Genomic DNA, 21,314 nt, shown 5'->3' on the forward strand with positions numbered 1-21,314 from the left:
GCGCGGATGCGGCCGGTCCGGCGGGTCAGCCGCTCGGCACCGCCTGCCGGATGGTGATCACGCGGTCGGTGAGTTCCAGGGTGGCGGCCTGCGGGTCGGTGTAATTCAGGACGCGGTGGCCCCGTACGACCGCCACGACCAGATCGTCGAGCTCGCGGGGGGAGCGGCCCGCCTCGCTCCGGGTCACCGGCCGTTCGTCGAGGTCGAGCCCGCGCCCGTACGTCAGCAGGTCCTCCAGGACGGTGCCCACGTTGGGGCTGGCCATCGACATCCCCAGCAGCCGGCCCGCCGAGCTGGAACTGGTGATGACGAGGTCGGCGCCGCTCTGCTTGAGCAGCGGCACGTTCTCGTCCTCCCGGACCGCCACCACGATCGTGGCGTGCCGGGTGAGCTGGCGCGCCGTCAGGGTGACGAGTGCGGCGGTGTCGTCGCGCTGGGTCGCCACGACCACGCGTGCGGCCCGCTGCAATTCGGCCCTGGTCAGGGTGTCGGAGCGGGTCGCGTCTCCGTGCACCGCCACGAAACCGTCGCTGCTGGCGGCGTCCACGGCGGACTGCTGCGGATCGACCACGACGATCTGGTCTTTGGGGACGCCCTGGACGATCAGGGTCTCGATGGTGTGGCGGCCCTTGGTCCCGTATCCGATGACGACGGTGTGATCTCGCATACGGGATCTCCAGCGGTGGATGCGCACCTGGTGGCGGGTGCGTGCGGTGAGGACTTCGAGTGTGGTGCCGACCAAAATGATCAGGAACAGTACCCGCAGGGGCGTGATGAGCAGGATGTTGGTCAGGCGCGCGCCGTCGCTGACCGGGGTGATGTCGCCGTAGCCGGTGGTCGAGAGGGTGACCGTCGCGTAGTAGGCCGCGCCGAGGAAGGTGAGTTCGTCGTGGGCGTTGTCGCGGTACCCGTCGCGCTCGAGCCAGACGAGCAGGGTGGTGAGCGCCAGCACCGCCAGCGCCATGAGCAGCCGGCGCAGCACCTGCTGGAGCGGCGGGGTCATGCCCTGCGCGGGCAGCACGATGGAGCGGCCGGCCTCCGTGTCGTCCTTGGCCTCGGCGTGGGAAAGCGACCAGAGCGAGCGCAGGATCGGGAATCTGCCGGGCCTGCGGCGCGGTTGCTGCGCGTCGCTCATCCGGCCGCCTCTCGGGGAACGGCCCGCTCTGCGGCGGTTTGTGAGGGGGACATACCTCCCATGGTCCGCGATGCCGACGCTCGTGCGCACACGGCGGTCGCCGGGAACGGCGGTGGGCGGTGGCGCCGCGTGGCCGGCGGTGGTGCCGCGCCGCCGGGACGGCCGAGGGTGTCGGCGTGACCCCTGCCGGCACCGGGACGGGGCGGCACGGCGGGGCACGTACCGGCGTGGGTGTGGACGGTCGTATCGGTCACGGGTTGTTGATATCGCCGCCCGTGGGGCCGTCGTGGGGCAATGCAGGGGTGGTCACCCAGGGGAGTGGCCGTCGTGCCGGCGCGGCGGGAATTCACGGGTCCCGGCCGTACCGCTCCGTCATGGCCCCCGCGGTACCCGGTGCCCCGGGCGGCGGGGTCGCCGGGCTCTGCGCAGGTGGGAAGGCCGGCCCGGTGGTGATCCGTGGCCCCCGCACCGTCGCCCCGCACGCGCACGGCGAGTAGCCTCGCGCCATGCGAGCGATCACTATCCCGGAGCCCGGTGGCCCCGAAGCACTTGTCTGGGCGGATGTGCCCGATCCGCAGCCCGCCGAGGGCGAGGTCCTGATCGAGGTCGCGGCCAGCGCCGTGAACCGCGCGGATCTGCTCCAGCGTCAGGGCTTCTACGACCCGCCGCCCGGCTCCTCCCCGTACCCCGGGCTGGAGTGCTCCGGGCGGATCAGCGCGCTCGGACCCGGTGTGCACGGCTGGGCCGTGGGCGACGAGGTGTGCGCGCTGCTCGCGGGCGGCGGCTATGCCGAGAAGGTCGCCGTCCCGGCCGGGCAGGTGCTGCCGGTGCCGGCCGGCCTGGACCTGGTCACGGCCGCGGCGCTGCCCGAGGTGACCTGCACGGTCTGGTCGAACGTCTTCATGATCGCGCACCTGCGGCCCGGTGAGACCCTGCTGGTCCACGGCGGGGCCAGCGGTATCGGCACGATGGCGATCCAGCTCGCCAAGGCCGTCGGCGCGCGGGTCGCGGTCACCGCGGGCGGTCCCGAAAAGCTGGCGCGCTGCGCCGAGTTGGGCGCCGACATCCTCATCGACTACCGCGAGCAGGACTTCGTCCAGGAGATCCGCAAGGCCACCGACGGCGCGGGCGCGGACGTCATCCTCGACATCATCGGGGCGAAATATCTGCAGCGGAACGTCAAGGCGCTGGCGGTCAGCGGACGGCTGGCGGTCATCGGGCTGCAGGGCGGGGTGAAGGCGGAACTGAATCTCGCCGCGCTGATGGCCAAGCGCGCCGCGATCACCGGCGCCGGGCTGCGTGCCCGCCCGCTGAACGAGAAGGCGGCCATCGTCGCCGCCGTACGGGAGCACGTCTGGCCGCTGATCGCCAACGGTCAGGTCCGGCCGATCGTGGACCGCACGCTCCCCATGGCCGAGGCCGCCGAGGCGCACCGCGTCGTGGACGCGAGTGCGCACGTCGGCAAGGTCGTGCTGACCGTCTGAGCCGACCGGAACGATCACCCGGCGCGCGCCCGCCCCTCCCGCGTGCCTGACGGGTAACCCGCCTGATATGTCCGAGATGCCGTGAATCTCATCACATGTGACGCTGGACGGGTCACTCGACGGCTCGGCACGGGAGGGGCACGTGGTCGCTCCAGGATTCCGTTCGCGCATTGCCACCGGCCTGTTGGTGGCCTCTGTCGTCCTGCCCGTTCCTCTGGGCGTCACCTCCGCGGTGGCTGCGGACCGACGGGCCACTCCGGTCGACCGCCCGTCGAACCTCGCCCGCCAGGACGATCAGCACGACGACGGCGGGGACGACTACGGAGCCGACGACTTCGGGCCGGACGGTTTCGGTGCCGACGATCTGACGCCCGGGCCCCCGCCGGCCGACGGGCGGGGCCGGGTGCGTCACGGGCACTCCGGGTCGTCCGCGCGCGAGCTGCCGGACCGTATCCCGGGCCTGCCGTACGCCTTCCCGGGTTTCCCGCACCGGTCTCCGCACCATCACCCCGGCGGGCGGTGGGGCCATGGCGAGTGGCGTCATCACCCACATCACCCGTTCGGCCCCGATTTCCTCGGTCCGATGCCGCCGTTCGGCCTCCCTGGCCCCGATGACGGGGGCAGGGACCTCTCCCGGCGAGGGCACCACGGGCCGCCCGGTCCTCCGGGCCCGCCCGGCGCCGACCGTGCGCACGCCCAGCCCGGCCGGCACACGCCGGCGCGGAAGCACCACAAGCCCTCGGCGTCCGCATCCCGTGCGGCGGCCGCTCCGGCGGGGTCGGCGGCCTCGCACCGGCACAACGTCGCCGACCGGCGCCTGGTGCGCTCCTACGAGAGCTTGCCGCCGCTTCCGCCCGCCATCCCGAAGAAGGACGGCGGCTCCGTACCGGACGGCGCGGACGGCGAAGCGGCCGCGACGGGCGGCCCCAACGCCCTGGAAACGCCGGCAGCCCCGGTGGAGCGGGTTCTGCCGATGGGCGCCGGCCTTGCCCTCACCGGCCTGGGGCTGGCCTTCTTCGCCCTGCGGCTGCGCCGTAGCTGACGCCTGCGGTTTCACGTGAAACGGCCGGGAACCGCTTGTTTCACGTGAAACCGTGACAGCCGGATCTCCTCAGAAGGGTGGATCACCTTCTCCAGGGGGCACCACCGTTCATAACCCCTTGTGCGAGAGAATGGCGGCATGGATATGCCGATGAACGAACGGTCGCAGGAGAACCCGCACGTCCTGGTTGTCGGCCCGGACGGCATGGCGCTCGGCAGCGCCGGCTCCGGTGGCGGGGACAACGGCGATGAGCCCCGCGAGACGCCGGTGACGGACATGGTCGAACAGCCTGCGAAGGTCATGCGCATCGGCAGCATGATCAAGCAGCTGCTGGAAGAGGTGAAGGCCGCGCCTCTCGACGAGGCGAGCCGGGTCCGGCTCAAGGAGATCCACTCCAGCTCGGTCAAGGAGCTGGAGGACGGCCTGGCACCCGAGCTGGTCGAGGAGCTGGAGCGGCTGTCGCTGCCCTTCACCCATGAGTCGGTGCCGACGGAGGCGGAGCTGCGGATCGCCCAGGCCCAGCTGGTGGGCTGGCTGGAGGGCCTGTTCCACGGCATCCAGACCGCGCTGTTCGCCCAGCAGATGGCGGCCCGTGCCCAGCTGGAGTCGATGCGCCGTGCGCTGCCGCCCGGCGCCGTGTCGATGGACGGCGAGGAAGGCCAGCCCGGTCAGGGCGGCGCCCGCTCGGGCCCGTATCTCTAGGGAATTCCCCAGAACGCCGGCCGGGCCGCCGGCGTTCCGCACCGAGACGGTCGGAAGGGGCCGGCACGCAGTGCGCGTGCCGGCCCCTTCTCAGGCTCCGGGGACCCGTGGGCTGCGTGCCGTCAGCCGCTGCGGCCGGTCGAGACGGTCAGCTCGATGGTGTCGCTCTTGCTCGGGTACCACCAGCTGATGGCGGCCGGGGTCTGATCCGTGACGGTGTTCTTGCCCCAGATCGAGCTGTCCTCTTCCTTGACGATCTTGTACTTCCAGCCCGCCGCCTCGATGCACTTCTTCACCGAGTCCAGGTTCTTGAAGCGGAACGACGGAACGAGGATCTTGCCCTTGTCGCTGTAGCTCTTGGTCGGGCTGGTGCAGTCGGACGTCAGGATCGTCGCCGTCTTGTCCTCGGGCCGGACGCTCTCGGTGGGCGAGGAGTACGGCGAGTACGTCGAGGTCGGGGTCACATCCCCGCCGTTGTCCTCGCTGGAGCCGGCGCTCAGACCGATACCGATCGCGATCGCGGTGACCACGACCACACCGACGATCGCCGAGACGACGATCACCGCGGAGTTGCTCTTGCGGCCGCCCGGGCCGCCGGCCGGCGGCATCGAGGCCGTCACGGGCGGGGGCGGCGGGGTGTACGCCGGCGGCGGCTGGAACCCGCCCGTGGTGTACGGCGCAGGGATGGGACCGGGCGTGGGCGTCGGATAGGCGTTGTTCGGCGGCGGGGGCGTCGACGGCCCGAAACCGGCCGCCTGGGTCGGCTGATACGGCTGCTGCACGCTCGGCGGGGCCGGGGTGTGCGGGGCGCCGGAAGCGGTGGGGAACACCGCGGAGGAGACCGAGGAACCGCTCGTGCGGGCCGGCGGGCCGCCACCGATGATCAGCGGCGTCGCACCGGACTGTCCGGACCCGACGATCCGCAGGCATTCGTCCCGCATCGCCTCAGCGGTGGGGAACCGCTCGTTGGGGTTCTTCTTCAGCGCCCGGGCCACCAGCGCGTCCACGGCCGCCGGCAGCGCGCTGTTGATGCTCGACGGGACCGGGGGCTCTTCCTGGACGTGGGCGTAGGCGATGGCGAGCGGGGAGTCCGCGTCGAACGGCAGCTGGCCCGTCACCAGCTCGAAGAGCATGATGCCGACGGAGTAGAGGTCGGAGCGGGCGTCCACACCGCGGCCCAGCGCCTGCTCGGGCGAGAGGTACTGCGGGGTGCCGACAACCATCCCGGTCTGCGTCATCGACGTCACGCCGGACTGCATGGCCCGGGCGATGCCGAAGTCCATGACCTTGACGACGCCGCGCTTGTTCAGCATCACGTTGCCGGGCTTGATGTCCCGGTGGACCAGGCCCATCTCATGGCTGACCTCGAGCGCGGCGAGCACATCGGCCGTGATCTTCAGGGCTTTTTCCGTCGGCATCGCGCCATGTTGGGCGACGTCGGTGTCCAGATCGGAGCGCAGCGGCTGGCCCGCGACGTACTCCATGACGATGTACGGCACCATGCCGCCGTCGAGCTCGTCCTCGCCGGAGTCGAAGACCGAGACGATGTTGGTGTGCGTGAGCTTCGCCACGGACTGCGCCTCACGGCGGAAGCGCTCACGGAAGGCCTGCTCGCGGCCGAGCTCGGTGTGCAGGGTCTTGATCGCGACCTCGCGATCGAGCACGCTGTCGTAGGCGAGGTGCACGGAGGCCATGCCGCCCGCCCCAAGAAGATCACGAAGCTGGTAACGTCCCCCGCCGACCGAACGGCCCTCGAATTGGCCTTGAGCGCCGTCCTGGCTCATCGTTCCGCTTCCCCCTACGCGCGCACTATCCCGTACGGATAGTGATCAAAATCTGGAATTCCGCAGCCAAGTCTGCCGCAGGGCCCGGACACGTCAAGCTGTGTGCCCGTTCCGTGACCAGATGCGCAAGATCCCATCACGGCGTCCAGACGATTTCGGCACCGGATCGTCCCTGGTGAACGTGCCCTCATTGGCTTCCGGCCGGTTTCCCGGCCTGTCCACGACGGACCGGTGGATGCCGCGGAACCTGTAGCGTGCTCTAGCGAAGACCGATGACCCTACCGCTCTCATGCGGATCGATTCGACGGCGAGGACCGATGGCACCGACGCAGAGCCCCCAGGGCCCGTCCGATCCTGACGCCACCGGCTCCAATATCCCCGACGCACCGGAGATGTGGGGCAACGGCGGGCTGGTCGGCGACGGCCGCTACCGGCTCACGCGACGGCTCGGCCGCGGCGGTATGGCGGAGGTGTTCGCGGCCGAGGACGTACGTCTTGGCCGCACCGTCGCCGTCAAGCTGCTGCGCTCCGACCTGGCCGAGGACCCGGTCTCCAAGGCCCGCTTCACGCGTGAGGCACAGTCCGTGGCCGGGCTGAACCACCACGCGGTCGTGGCGGTCTACGACTCGGGCGAGGATCTGGTCGGCGGCAACACCGTGCCGTACATCGTGATGGAGCTGGTCGAGGGCCACACCATCCGCGATCTGCTGCTCAACGCCGACGCCCCGCCGGCGGACCAGGCGCTGATCATCGTCTCCGGGGTGCTGGAGGCGCTGGCCTACAGCCACCAGCACGGCATCGTGCACCGTGACATCAAGCCCGCGAACGTGATCATCACCAACAGCGGCGCCGTCAAGGTCATGGACTTCGGCATCGCCCGTGCCCTGCACGGCGCCCAGTCGACCATGACCCAGACCGGCATGGTCATGGGAACGCCCCAGTACCTCTCCCCGGAGCAGGCGCTCGGCAAGACCGTCGACACCCGCTCCGACCTCTACGCCACCGGCTGTCTGCTCTACGAACTCCTCACGCTGCGGCCGCCGTTCACCGGCGAGACACCGTTGTCGGTCGTCTACCAGCATGTCCAGGACATGCCGGTGGCGCCGTCCGAGGTCGCCGACGCGGTGCCGCCGGAGCTGGACGGCCTGGTCATGCGGTCGCTGGCCAAGGACCCCGACGACCGGTTCCAGTCCGCCGAGGAGATGCGCGGCCTGGTCCAGTACTCGCTGCAGATGCTGCACGAGCAGGGCGGTCACACCGGCACCTGGAACACCGGCCCGGTCGCCCTGCACGAGGGCGGTCACACCGGGGCCATGGGCGCCGCGGCCACCACGGCGCTGCCGCACCCCGACACCGGCCAGACCACGGCGCAGCCGATCTTCACATCCGGCATGCGGGACGACGACGGCGGCTTCGACGGTGGTCCCCGGTCCGCCCGGGGCGGCGGCCGCGGCAAGATCTGGCTGATCGCGGCGCTCGCGGTGATCGCCATCGCGGTGGGTGTGGCCTTCGCGCTGCAGAACACCAGCGGCCAGGACAAGAAGAAGGAAACCCCCGCGACGCAATCCCCGTCGCCGTCCAAGGACGACAAGACGGACGAGCCGCAGACGGACGAGCCGAGCACCCCGGCGACCGACCCCGGCACCACGGGCGGTGACGGCGGCACGTACAGCAATCCGCCGCCGCAGCAGCCCAGCACGCCCAAGACGTCCGAGCCGCCCACCTCCGAGCCGCCGTCGTCGGAACCCCCGACGTCCGAGCCGCCCACCGACTCCACGGGTGGGACGGCGAACGGCGGCACCGCGGACGGCGGGACCGCCGACGGGGGCACCTCGAACGGGGGCACGAGCGACGGCGGCACGACCACCGGCACGGACAGCGGGACCACCACCGGCACCGGCACGGACGCCGGCTCGACGCTCGGCCCGGCCGGCTGACCGGCGCCCCGCCGCGGTTCAGCGGGTGAAGGCGTTCCGTACGGCCCGGTACTCGCGGGTCCACCACACGGCCAGCGCGGCCGCCGCCGGGAACTGGGGGTCGGTGCGGCGGTCGCCGAGCTGGTAGCGCCAGGTGAGCATCCAGAAGTCGTTCAGCCGCTCCCACCACACCCGGTGGACGGCCGCGGCGAGCTCCCCGGCGCCGGCTCCGCAGGCGCTGCGGTAGGCGCCCGCGTACGCCGCCACCTTGGCCAGGTCCAGGGTCCCGCAGGGGCGCACGAAGAAGATCGCGGCGGCCCGGACCGCCTCCTCGGCGCGCGGCTGGACGCCCAGCCGGTCCCAGTCGACGATCGCGGTCGGTTCCGCGCCGCGGTAGAGGACGTTCAGCGGGTGGAAGTCGCCGTGCACCCAGCCCGCCGGGGGCTCGGCACCGGGCGCCGGGCGGTGGTGCGCCTGCTCGGCCAGCAGGGCCCGGCGCTCCAGCAGACGGTGCTCGGCGAGTTCGTCGAAGCTGGTGCGCGGACGGGCGCCACGGGCCAGGGCCAGCAGGTCCTCGATCGTCTCGAAGGTCCGCTCCGGGTCGGCGCCGGCGTCCGTGCAGGGCGGCCGCGGCGGATGCGGCTCGTCGGCCATGACCTGCGCCAGGGCGGTGTGGACCAGCCCGAGCAGCGCGCCCAGCCGCCGGGACTGGCCGCGGGTCAGCGCCGCGCCGCCGAGGTGCCGGCCCTCGACCCAGGGGTGCAGGGCGTAGCAGCGGCCGTCGAGGACGGTGACGGTGCGGCCGTCCGCGTCGGCGAGGGGCGGCGCGACCGGCAGGCCGAGCGCGGCGAGCCGGCGGGTGGCGCGGTGCTGGCGGGTGAGCGCGGCGTGGTCGCCGTCGAGGTGATGCTTGAGGAAGTAGCGGCCGCGGGTGGTGGCGAGGAAGTAGCCGTGGTTGAGCAGACCCTCGGCGACGGGCTCACAGGACAGCGGCGCGCCGGCGCCGGTGTAGTGGCGGAGCAGGGCTCCGAGGGTGTCTTTGTCGGGCGTCGCCGCCGTCCGGACTACAGATGAGCGCAGCACCCACCAGATGTTAGATCAACGGCATCCGTCGGAGCGGGCGCGCCGGAGAGCCTCACACAGAGTGCGCGCCCCGGAAGGCCGGCACGTCGCTGAGGCAGTGCATGGTCACGAACTCCGGCTCGATGCGCAGGAACACCGGGGCGAAGGGGACGCCGTCGGCCAGCAGGGGCGTGCGGCCGAAGAGCTCCCGCTCGACGGGGGTGGGCTCGACGACCCGGGCGGTGCCGGTGAACTGCACCGACCAGGTGTCGTTCTCGCCGCTGTTGACGTTGTCGGCTTCGTAGGCGACCACGCTGCCGTCCAGGGCCTGGTGGTAGTCGTAGCCCTGGTGCAGCCGCAGCACCAGTCGTCCGTCGAGGACGAGGTGCCGGGCGACGGTGGTGAAGGGCAGTGCCCGCCGACTGGCGGAGACGCGCCCGTACGGCGTGCGGCTCAGCAGCTCGATGGCACGGTAGTTGTCGGTGGGCATGGGACCACCTTGCCGGGCGGAAACGACCGGCACGTAGGGGCCAGCAGCCCCGTGCGGCGGGGTCAATGGTCCTGAATCACCATGAGCCGGGCGAGGCGTCCGTCTCACCCCCTGGGCTGTGTCAGTGCCGTTCCGCCTGCATGCGCGCGACATACGCGGCGGCCTGGGAGCGCCGTTCCATGCCGAGCTTGGACAGCAGGGAGGAGACATAATTCTTGATCGTTTTCTCGGCGAGATGCAGCCTTTCGCCGATCGCGCGGTTGGTCAGCCCTTCGCCGATCAGATCGAGAATCCGGCGCTCCTGGTCGGTGAGGTTCGCCATCCGGTCGTCACCCTTGGTGGTGCTGCCGTCGCGCAGCCGCTCCAGCACCCGGGCGGTGGCCACGGGGTCGAGCAGGGACTTCCCGGCCGCCACATCGCGCACCGCGGAGAGGAGTTCGTTGCCCCGAATGGCCTTGAGGACGTATCCGGACGCACCGGCCATAATCGCATCGAAGAGGGCCTCGTCATCCGCGAACGAGGTGAGCATCAGGCATTTGATGTCCTCATCCTGCGAACGGATCTCGCGACAGACCTCCACACCGCTCCCGTCGGGCAGCCGGACATCGAGCACCGCCACGTCCGGGCGGGTCGCCGGGATCCTGACCAGGGCATCTGCCGCCGTACCCGCCTCGCCGACCACCTCGATGTCGTCCTCGACCGAGAGCATTTCGTGGACGCCACGCCGGACAACTTCGTGGTCATCGAGCAGGAATACCGTGATTTTTCCGTCTTCGCGCACGACCCCAGTCTCACACATCAAGTCTTCCCGTGCTCCAGGTCACCGATATAACGTGCCGTTGTCCCGGCGGCCTGCAACGCTGTGACCAGGAGTTGTTCCAAGCCTTAGCGATTTACTTGGAAATCCAAGCAAAATCGCAGGTCAGCGCCGTTTCCACTTCGGCTTTGACAATGGGTAACGTGCAATGAGCAGGCCACTGTCCGGGAGCTTTGTTCCACCCGGAGCCGGGCCGCGATCGCACACACCCCGTGCGCCGTATCGGATACCGGGTGAGCCGCAATACGGCCACCGGCGGACCCCGGGGGCCGGACAGACGGAGGAGCAGCACGTGACCGTGGAAGGCACTGCGCAGCGGAAAAACACCCGCGGCAGCAGCAAGCGCACCGCCGCCAAAAAGGCGACGCCGGCCAAGAAGGCGTCCCCGGCCCAGGACCGGAATTCCGGCCGGACCGAGCAGGCGGAGCAGGATCAGCTCGTACAACTGCTGACCCCCGAAGGGGAGCGGGTCGAGCATCCCGATTACTCGATCGACCTGTCCCCCGACGAGCTGCGCGGTCTCTACCGCGACATGGTGCTGACGCGGAAGTTCGACGCCGAGGCGACCACCCTCCAGCGCCAGGGCGAGCTGGGCCTGTGGGCCTCGCTGCTGGGCCAGGAGGCCGCCCAGATCGGCTCCGGCCGCGCGCTGCGCGACGACGACTACGTCTTCCCGACCTACCGGGAGCACGGCGTGGCCTGGTGCCGCGGCGTCGACCCGACGAATCTGCTGGGCATGTTCCGCGGCGTCAATCACGGCGGCTGGGACCCCAACACCAACAACTTCCACCTCTACACCATCGTCATCGGTTCGCAGACGCTGCACGCGACCGGCTATGCGATGGGGGTGCAGAAGGACGGCGCGGATTCCGCGGTCATCGCGTATTTCGGTGACGGTGCGTCCAGCCAGGGAGATGTCGCGGAATCCTTCACGTTCTCCGCGGTCTACAACGCCCCGGTCGTGTTCTTCTGCCAGAACAACCAGTGGGCGATTTCCGAGCCCACCGAGAAGCAGACCCGGGTGCCGCTCTACCAGCGCGCCCGCGGCTTCGGATTCCCCGGTGTACGGGTCGACGGCAATGACGTACTGGCCTGTCTGGCGGTGACCCGGGCGGCGCTGGAGCGGGCGCGCACCGGCCAGGGCCCGATGCTCATCGAGGCGTTCACCTACCGCATGGGTGCCCACACCACCTCCGACGACCCGACGAAGTACCGGGCGGACGAGGAGCGGGAGGCCTGGGAGGCCAAGGACCCGATCCTGCGGCTGCGGACCTACCTGGAGTCCGAGGGCATCGTCGACGAGGCCTACCTCGCCTCGATCGACAAGGAGAGCGACGCCCTGGGCAAGCGGGTCCGCGACGCGGTCCGTGCCATGCCCGACCCGGACGACATGGCGATCTTCGAGAATGTCTATGCCGACGGGCATGCGCTCGTCGATGAGGAGCGCGCGCAGTTCGCCGCCTACCAGGCGTCGTTCGTCGATGCCGACGCCGCCGCGGAGGGGAACTGACCATGGCCGTCTTCGAGAAGATCACCATTGCCAAGGCGATCAATGAATCGCTGCGTGCCTCCATGGAGGCCGACCCCAAGGTCCTCGTCATGGGTGAGGACGTCGGCAAGCTCGGCGGCGTCTTCCGCGTCACCGACGGCCTGCAGAAGGACTTCGGCGACGACCGGGTGATCGACACCCCGCTCGCCGAGTCCGGCATCGTCGGCACCGCGATCGGCATGGCCCTGCGCGGCTACCGCCCGGTCGTCGAGATCCAGTTCGACGGCTTCGTCTTCCCCGCCTACGACCAGATCGTCACCCAGCTCGCGAAGATGCACGCCCGCGCGCTGGGCAAGGTCAAGGTGCCGGTCGTCATCCGCATCCCGTACGCGGGCGGCATCGGCGCGGTCGAGCACCACTCCGAGTCCCCCGAGGCGCTGTTCGCGCATGTCGCGGGCCTCAAGATCGTCACCCCCTCGAACTCCTCCGATGCCTACTGGATGCTCCAGCAGGCCATCGCCGGAGACGACCCGGTCATCTACTTCGAGCCCAAGCGCCGCTACCACGACAAGTCGCGGCTGGACACCGAGTCGATCCCGGACCCGCTGCACAAGGCCCGGATCGCGCAGAGCGGCGCCGACCTCACGCTGGCCGCCTACGGCCCGATGGTGAAGGTCTGCCTGGACGTCGCCAAGGTCGCGTCGGAGGAGGGCAAGTCGGTCGAGGTCGTCGACCTGCGCTCGCTCTCCCCGATCGACTTCGACACCGTGCAGTCGTCGGTGGAGAAGACCGGCCGGCTGGTCGTCGTCCACGAGGCCCCGGTCTTCTTCGGCGCAGGTGCGGAGATCGCCGCCCGGATCACCGAGCGGTGCTTCTACCACCTGGAGGCTCCGGTTCTGCGGGTCGGCGGTTTCCACTCCCCGTATCCGCCCTCCCGTCTGGAGGACGAGTACCTTCCGGGGCTGGACCGGGTGCTCGACGCCGTTGACCGTGCGTTGGCGTACTGAGGGTTTGAGGAGAGTTCGTGACCATGACTGCAAGTCCCGCCCGCACTCAGCGCTTCCGCGAGTTCAAGATGCCCGACGTGGGCGAGGGGCTCACCGAGGCCGAGATCCTCAAGTGGTACGTCCAGCCGGGCGACACCGTCGCCGACGGCCAGGTCGTCTGTGAGGTCGAGACCGCCAAGGCGGCCGTCGAACTGCCCATTCCCTACGACGGGGTGGTGCACGAGCTGAACTTCGGCGAGGGCGTCACCGTCGATGTCGGCACCGTCATCATCTCGGTGGACACCGACCCCGGAGCCGGGCCCGCCGCGGCGCCGGCGGCGGACGCACCGCAGGAGGCCGCGCCGTCCGCCGAGGAGGACGCCGAGCCGCAGGGCCGTCAGGCGGTGCTGGTCGGCTACGGCGCCGCGCCGTCCTCGACCAAGCGCCGGGCACGCAAGCAGCCCGCGGTGCCGGCCCAGCCGGAGTCCGCGGGCGCCGCGCTCCAGGCGGAGCTGAACGGGCGGGCCACGCCCGTGCCGATGGTCACCCCGGTGCCCGTGCCCGCCGCACCTCCCGCTCCCGTGGTCCCGGTCGCAGGAGCGGTGGCCGGCGGCCGTCCGCTGGCCAAGCCGCCGGTGCGCAAGCTCGCCAAGGACCTCGGTATCGACCTGGCGACGATCGCGCCGACCGGGCCGGAGGGCATCATCACCCGCGAGGATGTGCATGCCGCCGCCGCACCGGCAGCGGCGCCGTCCGTGGCCGCCACCCCCGGGCCGGTGGCCGTGGCCCCGGCTGCGGTCCCGGCCGGGACCGCCGGCGGCGAGCGGCGGGTGCCGGTCAAGGGCGTACGCAAGGCCACCGCACAGGCGATGGTCGCCAGCGCCTTCACCGCGCCGCATGTCACGGAGTTCATCACCGTCGATGTGACCCGCACGATGAAGCTCGTCCAGGAGCTCAAGCAGGACCCGGACATGGCGGGGCTGCGGGTCAACCCCCTGCTGCTCGTCGCCAAGGCCCTCCTGGTCGCCCTCAGGCGCCACCCGGAGGTCAACGCGGCCTGGGACGAGGTGAACCAGGAGATCGTCTACAAGGACGGCGTCAATCTCGGGATCGCGGCGGCCACCCCGCGCGGGCTGATCGTCCCGAACATCAAGGACGCCGGATCCAAGACGCTCCCCCAGCTCGCCGCGGAACTGGGCGACCTGGTCGCCACCGCCCGCGACGGCAAGACCTCCCCTGCGGCGATGTCCGGCGGCACGGTCACCATCACCAACGTCGGCGTCTTCGGCGTCGACACCGGTACGCCGATCCTCAACCCGGGGGAGTCGGCGATCCTCGCCTTCGGCGCGGTCAAGCTCCAGCCGTGGGTCCACAAGGGCAAGGTGAAGGCGCGTCAGGTCACCACCCTCGCGCTGTCCTTCGACCATCGCCTCATCGACGGCGAGCTGGGCTCCAAGCTGCTCGCCGATATCGCCGCGGTGCTGGAACGGCCCAAGCGGCTGATCACCTGGGGATGAGCCGAGACGCGGGGCCGGGCGGTGCGACGCGGCGTTTCACGTGAAACGCCGCCCGGGCCCCGTCCGGGCTCCGCGGCCGCACGTCCGCGAAAGGCTCGCCGAGGAGTTCCGAAAGGTTCCAGCCGGGGCGCTGCGAGGAAGCTGAGGTCAGTGGCCTGCCAGGGGCCGCCCATCCGAGGCAGGAGGTCCGGCGATCATGTCCGACACCACACCCGCGCCGCAGGTATGGCCGACGCTGCGGGCTCGCGATGCCCGTGCGCTGATCCGGTTCCTGGTCGATGCGTTCGGCTTCGAGGAGACCGAGGTCATCCCCGGCGAGGGTGAGCGCATCGCGCACGCCCAGCTCTCCTGGCCGGAGGGCGGCGGCATCATGCTCGGCTCCGCCGGGGACGAGAAGGATGACCACTGGCCGCTGCGGCCGGGGACCTTCGGGGCCTATGTCGTCACCGATCACCCCGACGAGCTGTACGCCCGCGCCACCGCGGCCGGCGCGGAGATCACCGATGAGCCGGCGGTCACCGACTACGGCTCACGGGGCTTCGGCGCGCGCGATCCCGAGGGCAACCGCTGGTCGTTCGGGACCTATCGCGGGGAGCCGCGGACGGGGTAGCGAGCGGTCCGGGCCGGTGGTCAGCCGTGGATGAGCTGGACCGCGCGGCTGAAGTGTCCCACCGGGCCGTTCGTGCCGGATTCCTCGGCGCGGGCGGCGCCGCGGGTCAGGGTGACGCCGGCCCACAGGCCGGCCACGATCAGGGCCACGACGACGGTGTTCCGCGTACGGCGGCCGGCGTTCGTCCTGGGCTGCATGGTCCACTCCCCTTGGCTGTCGGAGCCTCCCCGGCTCCCTGCCTCTATTCACCCATGAGATGCGCGCCCCTCCGTACGCGGCAGGTACGGACTCGTGTCAGTCCTGAGGTGGACACGGCATCCGCCTGTGGTCTGCCTTCCGGCAGGGGCCGGGCCCGCCAGGGGAAAGCGGAATGCCGCCGACCGCGCGCCGCTCACGGTCGGCACCTCGGTCCACGACCGGATAGCCAGGCGCAGCCGGGCCGCTGACCAGGACATCGTCCCCGGCCTGGGGGTGGTCCCGGGCGGTGTGGCAGGCGCCCCCGTTTCTTGCGGGGGAGGGCGGAGGCGAACGGGCCCGGTCCGTCATGAGGTGTACCCCGCCCAGGCGGAGGACCGGGGTGCGGAGCGGGGGCGGCGGGTGGCTGCGGGGACCGGTCCGCCCGGCCAGGCAGGACATGTCCGTATCGCGGACCGAGGTTTCGCACGTATACCTGTTGTATCTATCATGTGTGCATGCCTTCCGCCTCCGCGCCCACCGCCCCTGTCCGGGAGTCCGCCGCCAAACAGCCGCCCGCCGCCGAGCGGGTCTATGCGCATATCAAGGACGCCGTCCTGGACCGCCGCTACGAGGGCGGGATGCTGCTCACCGAGGGCGAACTGGCCGAGGCCGTCGGGGTCTCACGGACCCCGGTGCGGGAGGCGCTGCTGCGGCTGGAGGTCGAGGGGCTGATCAAGCTCTATCCCAAGAAGGGTGCGCTGGTGCTGCCGGTCTCCGCGCAGGAGATCGCCGATGTCGTCGAGACCCGGCTGCTGGTGGAGAAGCACGCCGCGGCCAAGGCGGTGCCCGCGAACGAGGCACTGATCGGCGAGCTGACCGAGCTGCTGGAGACGATGCGGGAGCAGGCCGCCGCCGGCGATCTGGCCGCCGTCTCCGTCACCGACCGTGCCTTCCACGCCGCCATCGTGCGCAGCGCCGGCAATCAGATCCTGGACCGTCTCTATGAGCAGCTGCGCGACCGGCAGTTGCGGATGGGCGTCGCGGTGATGCATGCCCACCCGGACCGGATCGCCAAGAACATCTCCGAGCATGCGGAGATCCTGGAGGCGCTGCGGGCCGGGGACGCGGAGGCCGCGACCGACGTCGTGCAGCGCCACGTCAGCTGGGTCCGTCACCTCGCGCAGGGGGATGTGCGATGAGCGCCGGCACGGGGGGTGCCGACGGGGCCGGCGGTTCCGGCATAGGCGGCGGCGCCCGGTTGCTGCCCGCGGACCCGCCCGGCGGCTCCAGGGCCATAGCCGTCTGGGGCATCGGCGTCGCGGTCTACTTCGTCGCCATCACCTACCGCACCAGCCTCGGTGTGGCCGGTCTGGACGCCGCCGAGCGCTTCCACATCAACGCCTCGGCGCTGTCGACCTTCTCCATCCTGCAGCTGCTGGTGTACGCGGGGATGCAGATTCCCGTCGGGCTGCTGGTCGACCGCCTCGGTGCCAAGAAGGTGCTGACCCTCGGCGTGGTGCTCTACACCGTCGGCCAGTTCGGCTTCGCGCTCTCCTCGTCGTACGCCATGGCGCTCGGCTCCCGTGCGCTGCTCGGCTGCGGGGACGCCATGACGTTCATCAGCGTGCTGCGGCTGGGTTCCCGGTGGTTCCCGGCCCGCCGCGGCCCGATGATCGCGCAGATCGCCGCGCTGGTCGGCATGGCGGGCAACCTGGTCTCCACGCTCGTCCTCGCCCGGTTCCTGCACAGCTTCGGCTGGACCCCGACCTTTCTCTCCAGTGCCGCCGGCGGCATCGTCGTGCTGATCGTGCTGCTGGTGTTCCTCAAGGACCACCCGGAGGGCTTCGCCCCGCCGCCACCCTCCGCCGAGCACTCCGGTCCGGGCTTCGTCCGCCGGCAGATCGCCGAGTCCTGGCGTGAGCCCGGCACCCGGCTGGGCATGTGGGTGCACTTCACCACCCAGTTCCCCGCGATGGTGTTCCTGCTGCTCTGGGGCCTGCCGTTCCTCGTCGAGGCCGAGGGGCTGTCCCGCGGCACCGCCGGTGAACTGCTCACCCTGGTGGTGCTCTCCAACATGGCGGTGGGTCTGATCTACGGCCAGGTCATCGCCCGCCATCACGCGGCCCGGATGCCGCTGGCCCTGAGCACGGTCCTCGCCACGGCGCTGATGTGGGCGATCGTCCTGAGCTGGCCGGGCGACCATGCGCCGATGGGGCTGCTGATCGCGCTCTGCGCGGTGCTGGGTGCCTGCGGTCCCGCCTCGATGATCGGCTTCGATTTCGCGCGGCCCGCCAATCCGCCCGAGCGCCTGGGCACCGCCTCCGGCATCGTCAACATGGGCGGCTTCACCGCCTCGATGACGACCCTGTTCGCCATCGGGGTCCTGCTGGACGCCACCGGCGACAACTACCGGATCGCCTTCGCCTCGCTCTTCGTGGTGGAGGCGCTCGGTGTCTCGCAGATGCTGCGGCTGCGCCGGCGTGCGGTACGCCGCGAGCGCGAACGGCTGGTGGTCAGCCGGGTCGAGGCGGTGCACGTTCCGGCGTGACGCCGGACGGTCAACTGGCCGTCGGGCGGGCCCGTTTCACGTGAAACGGACAGCGCGGCTTCACGTGAAACAGCTCGCTCCGGGACCCACTCCCCGCGCGCCGGCCGGCCGGTGGGGGTGAGGGAAGTCGGCCGGTTCTTCGCCGGCCGGGCCGCCGCTACGGCGTGACGGCGAAGTTGGCCAGGACCGCGTCGGCCAGCTCGCGGTCCCCGTCGATCTTGATCTGCTCGGCGACGGCCGCCGCACGGACCCGGCCACAGGCCAGCTGGTGGAAGGTGTCCCAGTCCAGGGCGAGCGTCACGGTCGGGCCGAGCGAGACACTGCCGTCGATCGTGGCGTTGCCCTGGGCGTCGAGACGGACCGTGCGCAGGAACTCCAGTGCCCCGCTGATGTCGAAGACCACTGCCGAATCGGCCGGTGCCTGGGCCCTCTTGGCGACGATGCCGGGCAGCGCCTTCACCAGCAGATCGCGCGTCACATGGGCGCCGGGGGAGTCGAGGTTGCCGGGCTTGCCGAGCACCCGGCGCAGGTCCTGCTCATGTACCCAGACATCGAATGCCCGCTGCTGGAGGACGAATTCCAGGGAACGGTCCTCACCGAGCGGGCTGCGCACCACGGCGTCCGGCTGACGGGACTCGTTACGCAGCTGCCGGGAGCGGCGGATGACGGTGTACTCGAGTTCGCTGAGCATCTCCGGCGCGGTGTGGTGCCGGCGGACGTCGACCTGCACCTCCATACGCCGCGCCGACTCGCTGCGGACGTGGTAGAGATCGCGCGGCAGCGTGTGGATCGGTCGCGGGTCGCCCAGCATTTCGCATTCCAGGCCGATGACATGGGAGACGACATCGCGCACGGACCATCCTGGCAGGCCCGTCGCCCGGTTCCACTCGCCCTCGACGAGCGGAGTCACCAGCTCGGTTATCGCTTCTATGGAGTGAGTCCAGGCATCGACGGAGGACTGAAGGCTGGGATGGACGGTCACGGGACCCCTCGGACGGTTCGTACGCGGGCTGCTGTCTGTGCAGTTAAGTTACGCTGCGCACGGGCACCCCGGCAGTGCTTTCGGGTGACCATCGTAGGCCGATGTGCCCCGGCCGCAGAGGGGTGCACCGCGGGGCGGAACGCCCGCTTCTCAGTCCTCGCCGCGCTCCCGCTCCGCCAGCCGGATCACACAGACCGCGATGGCGATGAGCAGCGCCGGATCCGCGTCCTCCCGCACGACGCTGACCGCATAGGTGTCCCGCACGGTCAGCCAGCGACGTGAGATGTCGGCGAGCAGCTCCCCCTCGTACTCGACCGCGAACTCCCGGTCGAGGATCTTGCCGCTGACATCGAGTTCGGTGCCGTCCACCAGCTCGACGCGATAGTGGTTGCGCAGCAGCGAGAGCCGCTTGCGCTTGATCGTGGCCAGCGGCCGGTCGTCCCGCTCGATGGTCATCGTGTCGCGCAGGCTGAGCATCTTCTTGCGGATGGTGATCAGCACCCGCCGCTCGGGGTCCTTCAGCTCGAAGGTCTCCCGCAGCCGCAGCGCCTTGCCGTCGACGAGGAAGGCGTGCCGCCCGTGCTCGTCCTCGATCCAGTAGTCGTCACCGATGCCGAAGATGCGATCGCGGACCAGGTACTTACGCGAAGGCGGGGCCGGCTCCCCGGGAGATTGCAGCATGGGTGACGTGTTCCCCCCGGGACCTGCGGAATGCGCACGCACCGGAGTGACGTTGAATGTCTCCATGGCTTCCCGTGCACGCGTCCGCGCCCCCGAGCTGATCGGCAAGGGCGGCTGGCTGAACACCGGCAACAAGGATCTGACCCTCTCCGACCTGCGTGGACGCATTGTCGTCCTGGATTTCTGGACCTTTTGCTGTGTGAACTGTCTGCATGTCCTGGACGAGCTGCGCGCGCTGGAGGAGCGGCACCGCGACACGGTCGTGATCATCGGTGTGCACTCCCCGAAGTTCGTGCACGAGGCCGAGCACCAGGCGGTCGTGGACGCCGTCGAGCGCTATGAGGTGGAGCACCCGGTCCTCGACGACCCCGAGCTCGCCACCTGGAAGCAGTACGCGGTCCGGGCCTGGCCGACGCTCGTGGTGATCGACCCCGAGGGTTATGTCGTCGCCCAGCACGCCGGCGAGGGACATGCGCACGCCATCGAGAAGCTGGTCGAGGAGCTGGAGGCCGCGCACACGGCGAAGGGCACGCTGCGCCGCGGCGACGGCCCCTACGTACCGCCGGAGCCGGTCGCCACCGATCTGCGCTTCCCCGGCAAGGCGGTCCGGCTGCCGCACGGCGGCTTCCTGGTGTCGGACACCACCCGCCATCAGCTGGTGGAGCTGGCGGCGGACGGCGAGCAGGTGCTGCGCCGGATCGGCTCCGGTGAGCGCGGGCTGACCCCGGACTCCTTCAACGAGCCGCAGGGCCTGGCGCTGCTGCCCGACGGCACGGTGGCCGTGGCGGACACGGTCAACCACGCCCTGCGCGTCTTCGACCCCGAGAGCGGCACGCTGGAGACGGTGGCCGGCACCGGCACGCAGTGGTGGCAGGGCTCGCCGACCTCGGGTCCGGCCCGTGAGGTGGCGCTCTCCTCGCCGTGGGACCTCGCCTGGTGGCGGGACCGGCTGTGGATTGCGATGGCCGGGGTGCACCAGCTGTGGACCTACGACCCGGCCACCGGCACGGTCGAGGTCGCGGCCGGCACGACCAACGAGGGCCTGGTGGACGGCCCGGCCGCCGAGGCCTGGTTCGCCCAGCCGTCCGGGCTCGCGGCGTCCGGCGAGCGGCTGTGGGTCGCCGACTCCGAGACCAGCGCGGTGCGCTGGGTGGAGCCCGACGAAACGGGCGACGGCTATGTCGTCCGCACCGCCGCCGGCACCGGCCTCTTCGACTTCGGGCACCGCGACGGCCCCGCCGGCCAGGCGCTGTTGCAGCATCCGCTGGGCGTGACCGCGCTGCCCGACGGCTCGGTGGCCGTCGCGGACACCTACAACCACGCGCTGCGCCGCTTCGATCCCGCGAGCGGTGAGGTGACGACGCTGGCGACGGATCTGCGGGAGCCGTCCGCCGCGGTGCTGGCCGGCGACGACATCGTGGTCGTGGAGTCGGCCCGGCACCGGCTGACCCGGCTGCGGCTGCCCGAGGAGGCGGTGCGGGTCGAGGCGGTGGCGCACCACACCCGGCGCGCGGCCACCCGGGTCGCCCCGGGGGCGCTGCGGCTGGAGGTGGTCTTCCAGGCTCCCGCGGGCCAGAAGCTCGACACCCGCTACGGCCCGTCGACGCGGCTGCTGGTCAGCGCGACCCCGCCGGAGCTGCTCGCCGAGGGCGCGGGCGCGGGTACCGACCTCGCCCGCGACCTGGTGCTCGCGGACGGCGTGACCGAGGGGGTGCTGCATGTCTCGGCGATGGCCGCGTCCTGCGATGACGCCCCGGACATCGAGTACCCCGCCTGCCATGTGCACCAGCAGGACTGGGGCGTTCCGGTGGAGATCTCCGACGGCGGGGCGGCCCGGCTGGGGCTGGTCCTCGCGGGGCTGGACGCGGAGTAGCCGCGGGGCCGCCCGGGCC

The 21,314-nt window shown here is 71.1% G+C and carries 19 protein-coding genes; 11 read left to right on the forward strand and 8 right to left on the reverse strand.

Going from position 1 to position 21,314, the window contains the following annotated elements; all coding sequences use genetic code 11:
• Nucleotides 1–25 precede the first annotated feature (25 nt).
• Nucleotides 26–1,135: a potassium channel family protein gene (locus OIU81_RS18285; RefSeq protein ID WP_329149193.1), complete on the reverse strand. Its 1,110-nt coding sequence runs from the start codon at nt 1,133–1,135 to the stop codon at nt 26–28.
• A gap of 506 nt (nt 1,136–1,641) precedes the next feature.
• Here OIU81_RS18285 and OIU81_RS18290 point away from each other — a divergent pair.
• The 3 genes from OIU81_RS18290 to OIU81_RS18300 all read left to right on the forward strand — a co-directional run bounded on the left by OIU81_RS18290 (nt 1,642) and on the right by OIU81_RS18300 (nt 4,363).
• A complete protein-coding gene (locus tag OIU81_RS18290) occupies nt 1,642–2,619 on the forward strand; it encodes an NAD(P)H-quinone oxidoreductase (RefSeq protein WP_329149195.1) in 978 nt (325 codons plus the stop codon).
• Nucleotides 2,620–2,761: 142 nt separating this feature from the next.
• The gene (locus tag OIU81_RS18295; protein ID WP_329149197.1) at nt 2,762–3,661 is read left to right on the forward strand and encodes a hypothetical protein; all 900 of its coding nucleotides are present in this window, start codon (nt 2,762–2,764) and stop codon (nt 3,659–3,661) included.
• A gap of 138 nt (nt 3,662–3,799) precedes the next feature.
• Entirely contained in the window at nt 3,800–4,363 is a 564-nt protein-coding gene (locus OIU81_RS18300) for a bacterial proteasome activator family protein (RefSeq protein ID WP_329149199.1), read from the forward strand.
• A 122-nt stretch (nt 4,364–4,485) separates the two neighbouring features.
• Here OIU81_RS18300 and OIU81_RS18305 read toward each other — a convergent pair whose 3' ends face one another.
• Nucleotides 4,486–6,147, reverse strand: coding sequence for a protein kinase domain-containing protein (locus tag OIU81_RS18305; protein WP_329149202.1), 1,662 nt, complete (start codon nt 6,145–6,147; stop codon nt 4,486–4,488).
• A 317-nt stretch (nt 6,148–6,464) separates the two neighbouring features.
• Between OIU81_RS18305 and OIU81_RS18310 the strand changes: the two genes are divergently transcribed.
• Entirely contained in the window at nt 6,465–8,084 is a 1,620-nt protein-coding gene (locus tag OIU81_RS18310) for a protein kinase domain-containing protein (RefSeq protein WP_329149204.1), read from the forward strand.
• Nucleotides 8,085–8,102: 18 nt separating this feature from the next.
• On the opposite strand, the gene OIU81_RS18315 is transcribed toward OIU81_RS18310, so the two are convergent.
• The 3 genes from OIU81_RS18315 to OIU81_RS18325 all read right to left on the reverse strand — a co-directional run bounded on the left by OIU81_RS18315 (nt 8,103) and on the right by OIU81_RS18325 (nt 10,396).
• Complete coding sequence (locus OIU81_RS18315) at nt 8,103–9,146, reverse strand: phosphotransferase (protein ID WP_329149207.1); 1,044 nt, start codon at nt 9,144–9,146, stop codon at nt 8,103–8,105.
• Nucleotides 9,147–9,198: 52 nt separating this feature from the next.
• Complete coding sequence (locus tag OIU81_RS18320) at nt 9,199–9,615, reverse strand: pyridoxamine 5'-phosphate oxidase family protein (protein WP_329149209.1); 417 nt, start codon at nt 9,613–9,615, stop codon at nt 9,199–9,201.
• A gap of 121 nt (nt 9,616–9,736) precedes the next feature.
• Complete coding sequence (locus tag OIU81_RS18325; RefSeq protein ID WP_329149211.1) at nt 9,737–10,396, reverse strand: response regulator transcription factor; 660 nt, start codon at nt 10,394–10,396, stop codon at nt 9,737–9,739.
• Between the two features lie 328 nt (nt 10,397–10,724).
• Between OIU81_RS18325 and pdhA the strand changes: the two genes are divergently transcribed.
• The 4 genes from pdhA to OIU81_RS18345 all read left to right on the forward strand — a co-directional run bounded on the left by pdhA (nt 10,725) and on the right by OIU81_RS18345 (nt 15,034).
• A complete protein-coding gene (pdhA, locus tag OIU81_RS18330; protein WP_329149214.1) occupies nt 10,725–11,942 on the forward strand; it encodes a pyruvate dehydrogenase (acetyl-transferring) E1 component subunit alpha in 1,218 nt (405 codons plus the stop codon).
• 2 nt (nt 11,943–11,944) lie between these two features.
• The gene (locus tag OIU81_RS18335) at nt 11,945–12,928 is read left to right on the forward strand and encodes an alpha-ketoacid dehydrogenase subunit beta (protein ID WP_329149216.1); all 984 of its coding nucleotides are present in this window, start codon (nt 11,945–11,947) and stop codon (nt 12,926–12,928) included.
• Nucleotides 12,929–12,951: 23 nt separating this feature from the next.
• Nucleotides 12,952–14,424 carry a dihydrolipoamide acetyltransferase family protein gene (locus tag OIU81_RS18340; protein WP_329149218.1) on the forward strand — a complete coding sequence of 491 codons (1,473 nt, stop codon included), beginning with the start codon at nt 12,952–12,954 and terminating at the stop codon, nt 14,422–14,424.
• Nucleotides 14,425–14,620: 196 nt separating this feature from the next.
• Nucleotides 14,621–15,034, forward strand: a complete 414-nt coding sequence (locus tag OIU81_RS18345) for a VOC family protein (protein WP_329149220.1) — start codon at nt 14,621–14,623, stop codon at nt 15,032–15,034.
• A gap of 20 nt (nt 15,035–15,054) precedes the next feature.
• On the opposite strand, the gene OIU81_RS18350 is transcribed toward OIU81_RS18345, so the two are convergent.
• Nucleotides 15,055–15,231 (reverse strand): hypothetical protein, encoded by a 177-nt coding sequence (locus tag OIU81_RS18350; RefSeq protein ID WP_329149222.1) that lies wholly within the window; start codon nt 15,229–15,231, stop codon nt 15,055–15,057.
• Between the two features lie 495 nt (nt 15,232–15,726).
• Here OIU81_RS18350 and OIU81_RS18355 point away from each other — a divergent pair, with 495 nt between their 5' ends.
• Together OIU81_RS18355 and OIU81_RS18360 are read left to right on the forward strand one after the other, a co-directional pair.
• Complete coding sequence (locus OIU81_RS18355) at nt 15,727–16,410, forward strand: GntR family transcriptional regulator (RefSeq protein ID WP_329149224.1); 684 nt, start codon at nt 15,727–15,729, stop codon at nt 16,408–16,410.
• Nucleotides 16,411–16,505: 95 nt separating this feature from the next.
• Nucleotides 16,506–17,759, forward strand: a complete 1,254-nt coding sequence (locus OIU81_RS18360) for an MFS transporter (RefSeq protein ID WP_329155213.1) — start codon at nt 16,506–16,508, stop codon at nt 17,757–17,759.
• Between the two features lie 157 nt (nt 17,760–17,916).
• Here OIU81_RS18360 and OIU81_RS18365 read toward each other — a convergent pair whose 3' ends face one another.
• A complete protein-coding gene (locus tag OIU81_RS18365) occupies nt 17,917–18,741 on the reverse strand; it encodes a maleylpyruvate isomerase family mycothiol-dependent enzyme (protein ID WP_329149226.1) in 825 nt (274 codons plus the stop codon).
• Between the two features lie 150 nt (nt 18,742–18,891).
• Nucleotides 18,892–19,422 carry an LURP-one-related/scramblase family protein gene (locus OIU81_RS18370; RefSeq protein WP_329149229.1) on the reverse strand — a complete coding sequence of 177 codons (531 nt, stop codon included), beginning with the start codon at nt 19,420–19,422 and terminating at the stop codon, nt 18,892–18,894.
• A 64-nt stretch (nt 19,423–19,486) separates the two neighbouring features.
• On the opposite strand from OIU81_RS18370, the gene OIU81_RS18375 reads away from it, so the two are divergent.
• Complete coding sequence (locus OIU81_RS18375; protein WP_329149232.1) at nt 19,487–21,295, forward strand: NHL domain-containing thioredoxin family protein; 1,809 nt, start codon at nt 19,487–19,489, stop codon at nt 21,293–21,295.
• Nucleotides 21,296–21,314 lie beyond the last annotated feature (19 nt).

The sequence above is a fragment of the Streptomyces sp. NBC_01454 genome (genome assembly GCF_036227565.1).
In the GTDB taxonomy this organism is placed as follows: Bacteria; Actinomycetota; Actinomycetes; order Streptomycetales; family Streptomycetaceae; genus Streptomyces.

Bases quoted from the DNA above. Each gene is read 5' to 3' on its own strand.
- OIU81_RS18285 (WP_329149193.1), bottom strand. From the start codon at position 1,135: ATGAGCGACGCGCAGCAACCGCGCCGCAGGCCCGGCAGATTCCCGATC.
- OIU81_RS18290 (WP_329149195.1), top strand. From the start codon at position 1,642: ATGCGAGCGATCACTATCCCGGAGCCCGGTGGCCCCGAAGCACTTGTC.
- OIU81_RS18310 (WP_329149204.1), top strand. From the start codon at position 6,465: ATGGCACCGACGCAGAGCCCCCAGGGCCCGTCCGATCCTGACGCCACC.
- OIU81_RS18300 (WP_329149199.1), top strand. From the start codon at position 3,800: ATGGATATGCCGATGAACGAACGGTCGCAGGAGAACCCGCACGTCCTG.
- OIU81_RS18375 (WP_329149232.1), top strand. From the start codon at position 19,487: ATGGCTTCCCGTGCACGCGTCCGCGCCCCCGAGCTGATCGGCAAGGGC.
- OIU81_RS18370 (WP_329149229.1), bottom strand. From the start codon at position 19,422: ATGCTGCAATCTCCCGGGGAGCCGGCCCCGCCTTCGCGTAAGTACCTG.
- OIU81_RS18340 (WP_329149218.1), top strand. From the start codon at position 12,952: ATGACTGCAAGTCCCGCCCGCACTCAGCGCTTCCGCGAGTTCAAGATG.
- OIU81_RS18335 (WP_329149216.1), top strand. From the start codon at position 11,945: ATGGCCGTCTTCGAGAAGATCACCATTGCCAAGGCGATCAATGAATCG.
- OIU81_RS18355 (WP_329149224.1), top strand. From the start codon at position 15,727: ATGCCTTCCGCCTCCGCGCCCACCGCCCCTGTCCGGGAGTCCGCCGCC.
- OIU81_RS18350 (WP_329149222.1), bottom strand. From the start codon at position 15,231: ATGCAGCCCAGGACGAACGCCGGCCGCCGTACGCGGAACACCGTCGTC.
- OIU81_RS18305 (WP_329149202.1), bottom strand. From the start codon at position 6,147: ATGAGCCAGGACGGCGCTCAAGGCCAATTCGAGGGCCGTTCGGTCGGC.
- OIU81_RS18320 (WP_329149209.1), bottom strand. From the start codon at position 9,615: ATGCCCACCGACAACTACCGTGCCATCGAGCTGCTGAGCCGCACGCCG.
- OIU81_RS18345 (WP_329149220.1), top strand. From the start codon at position 14,621: ATGTCCGACACCACACCCGCGCCGCAGGTATGGCCGACGCTGCGGGCT.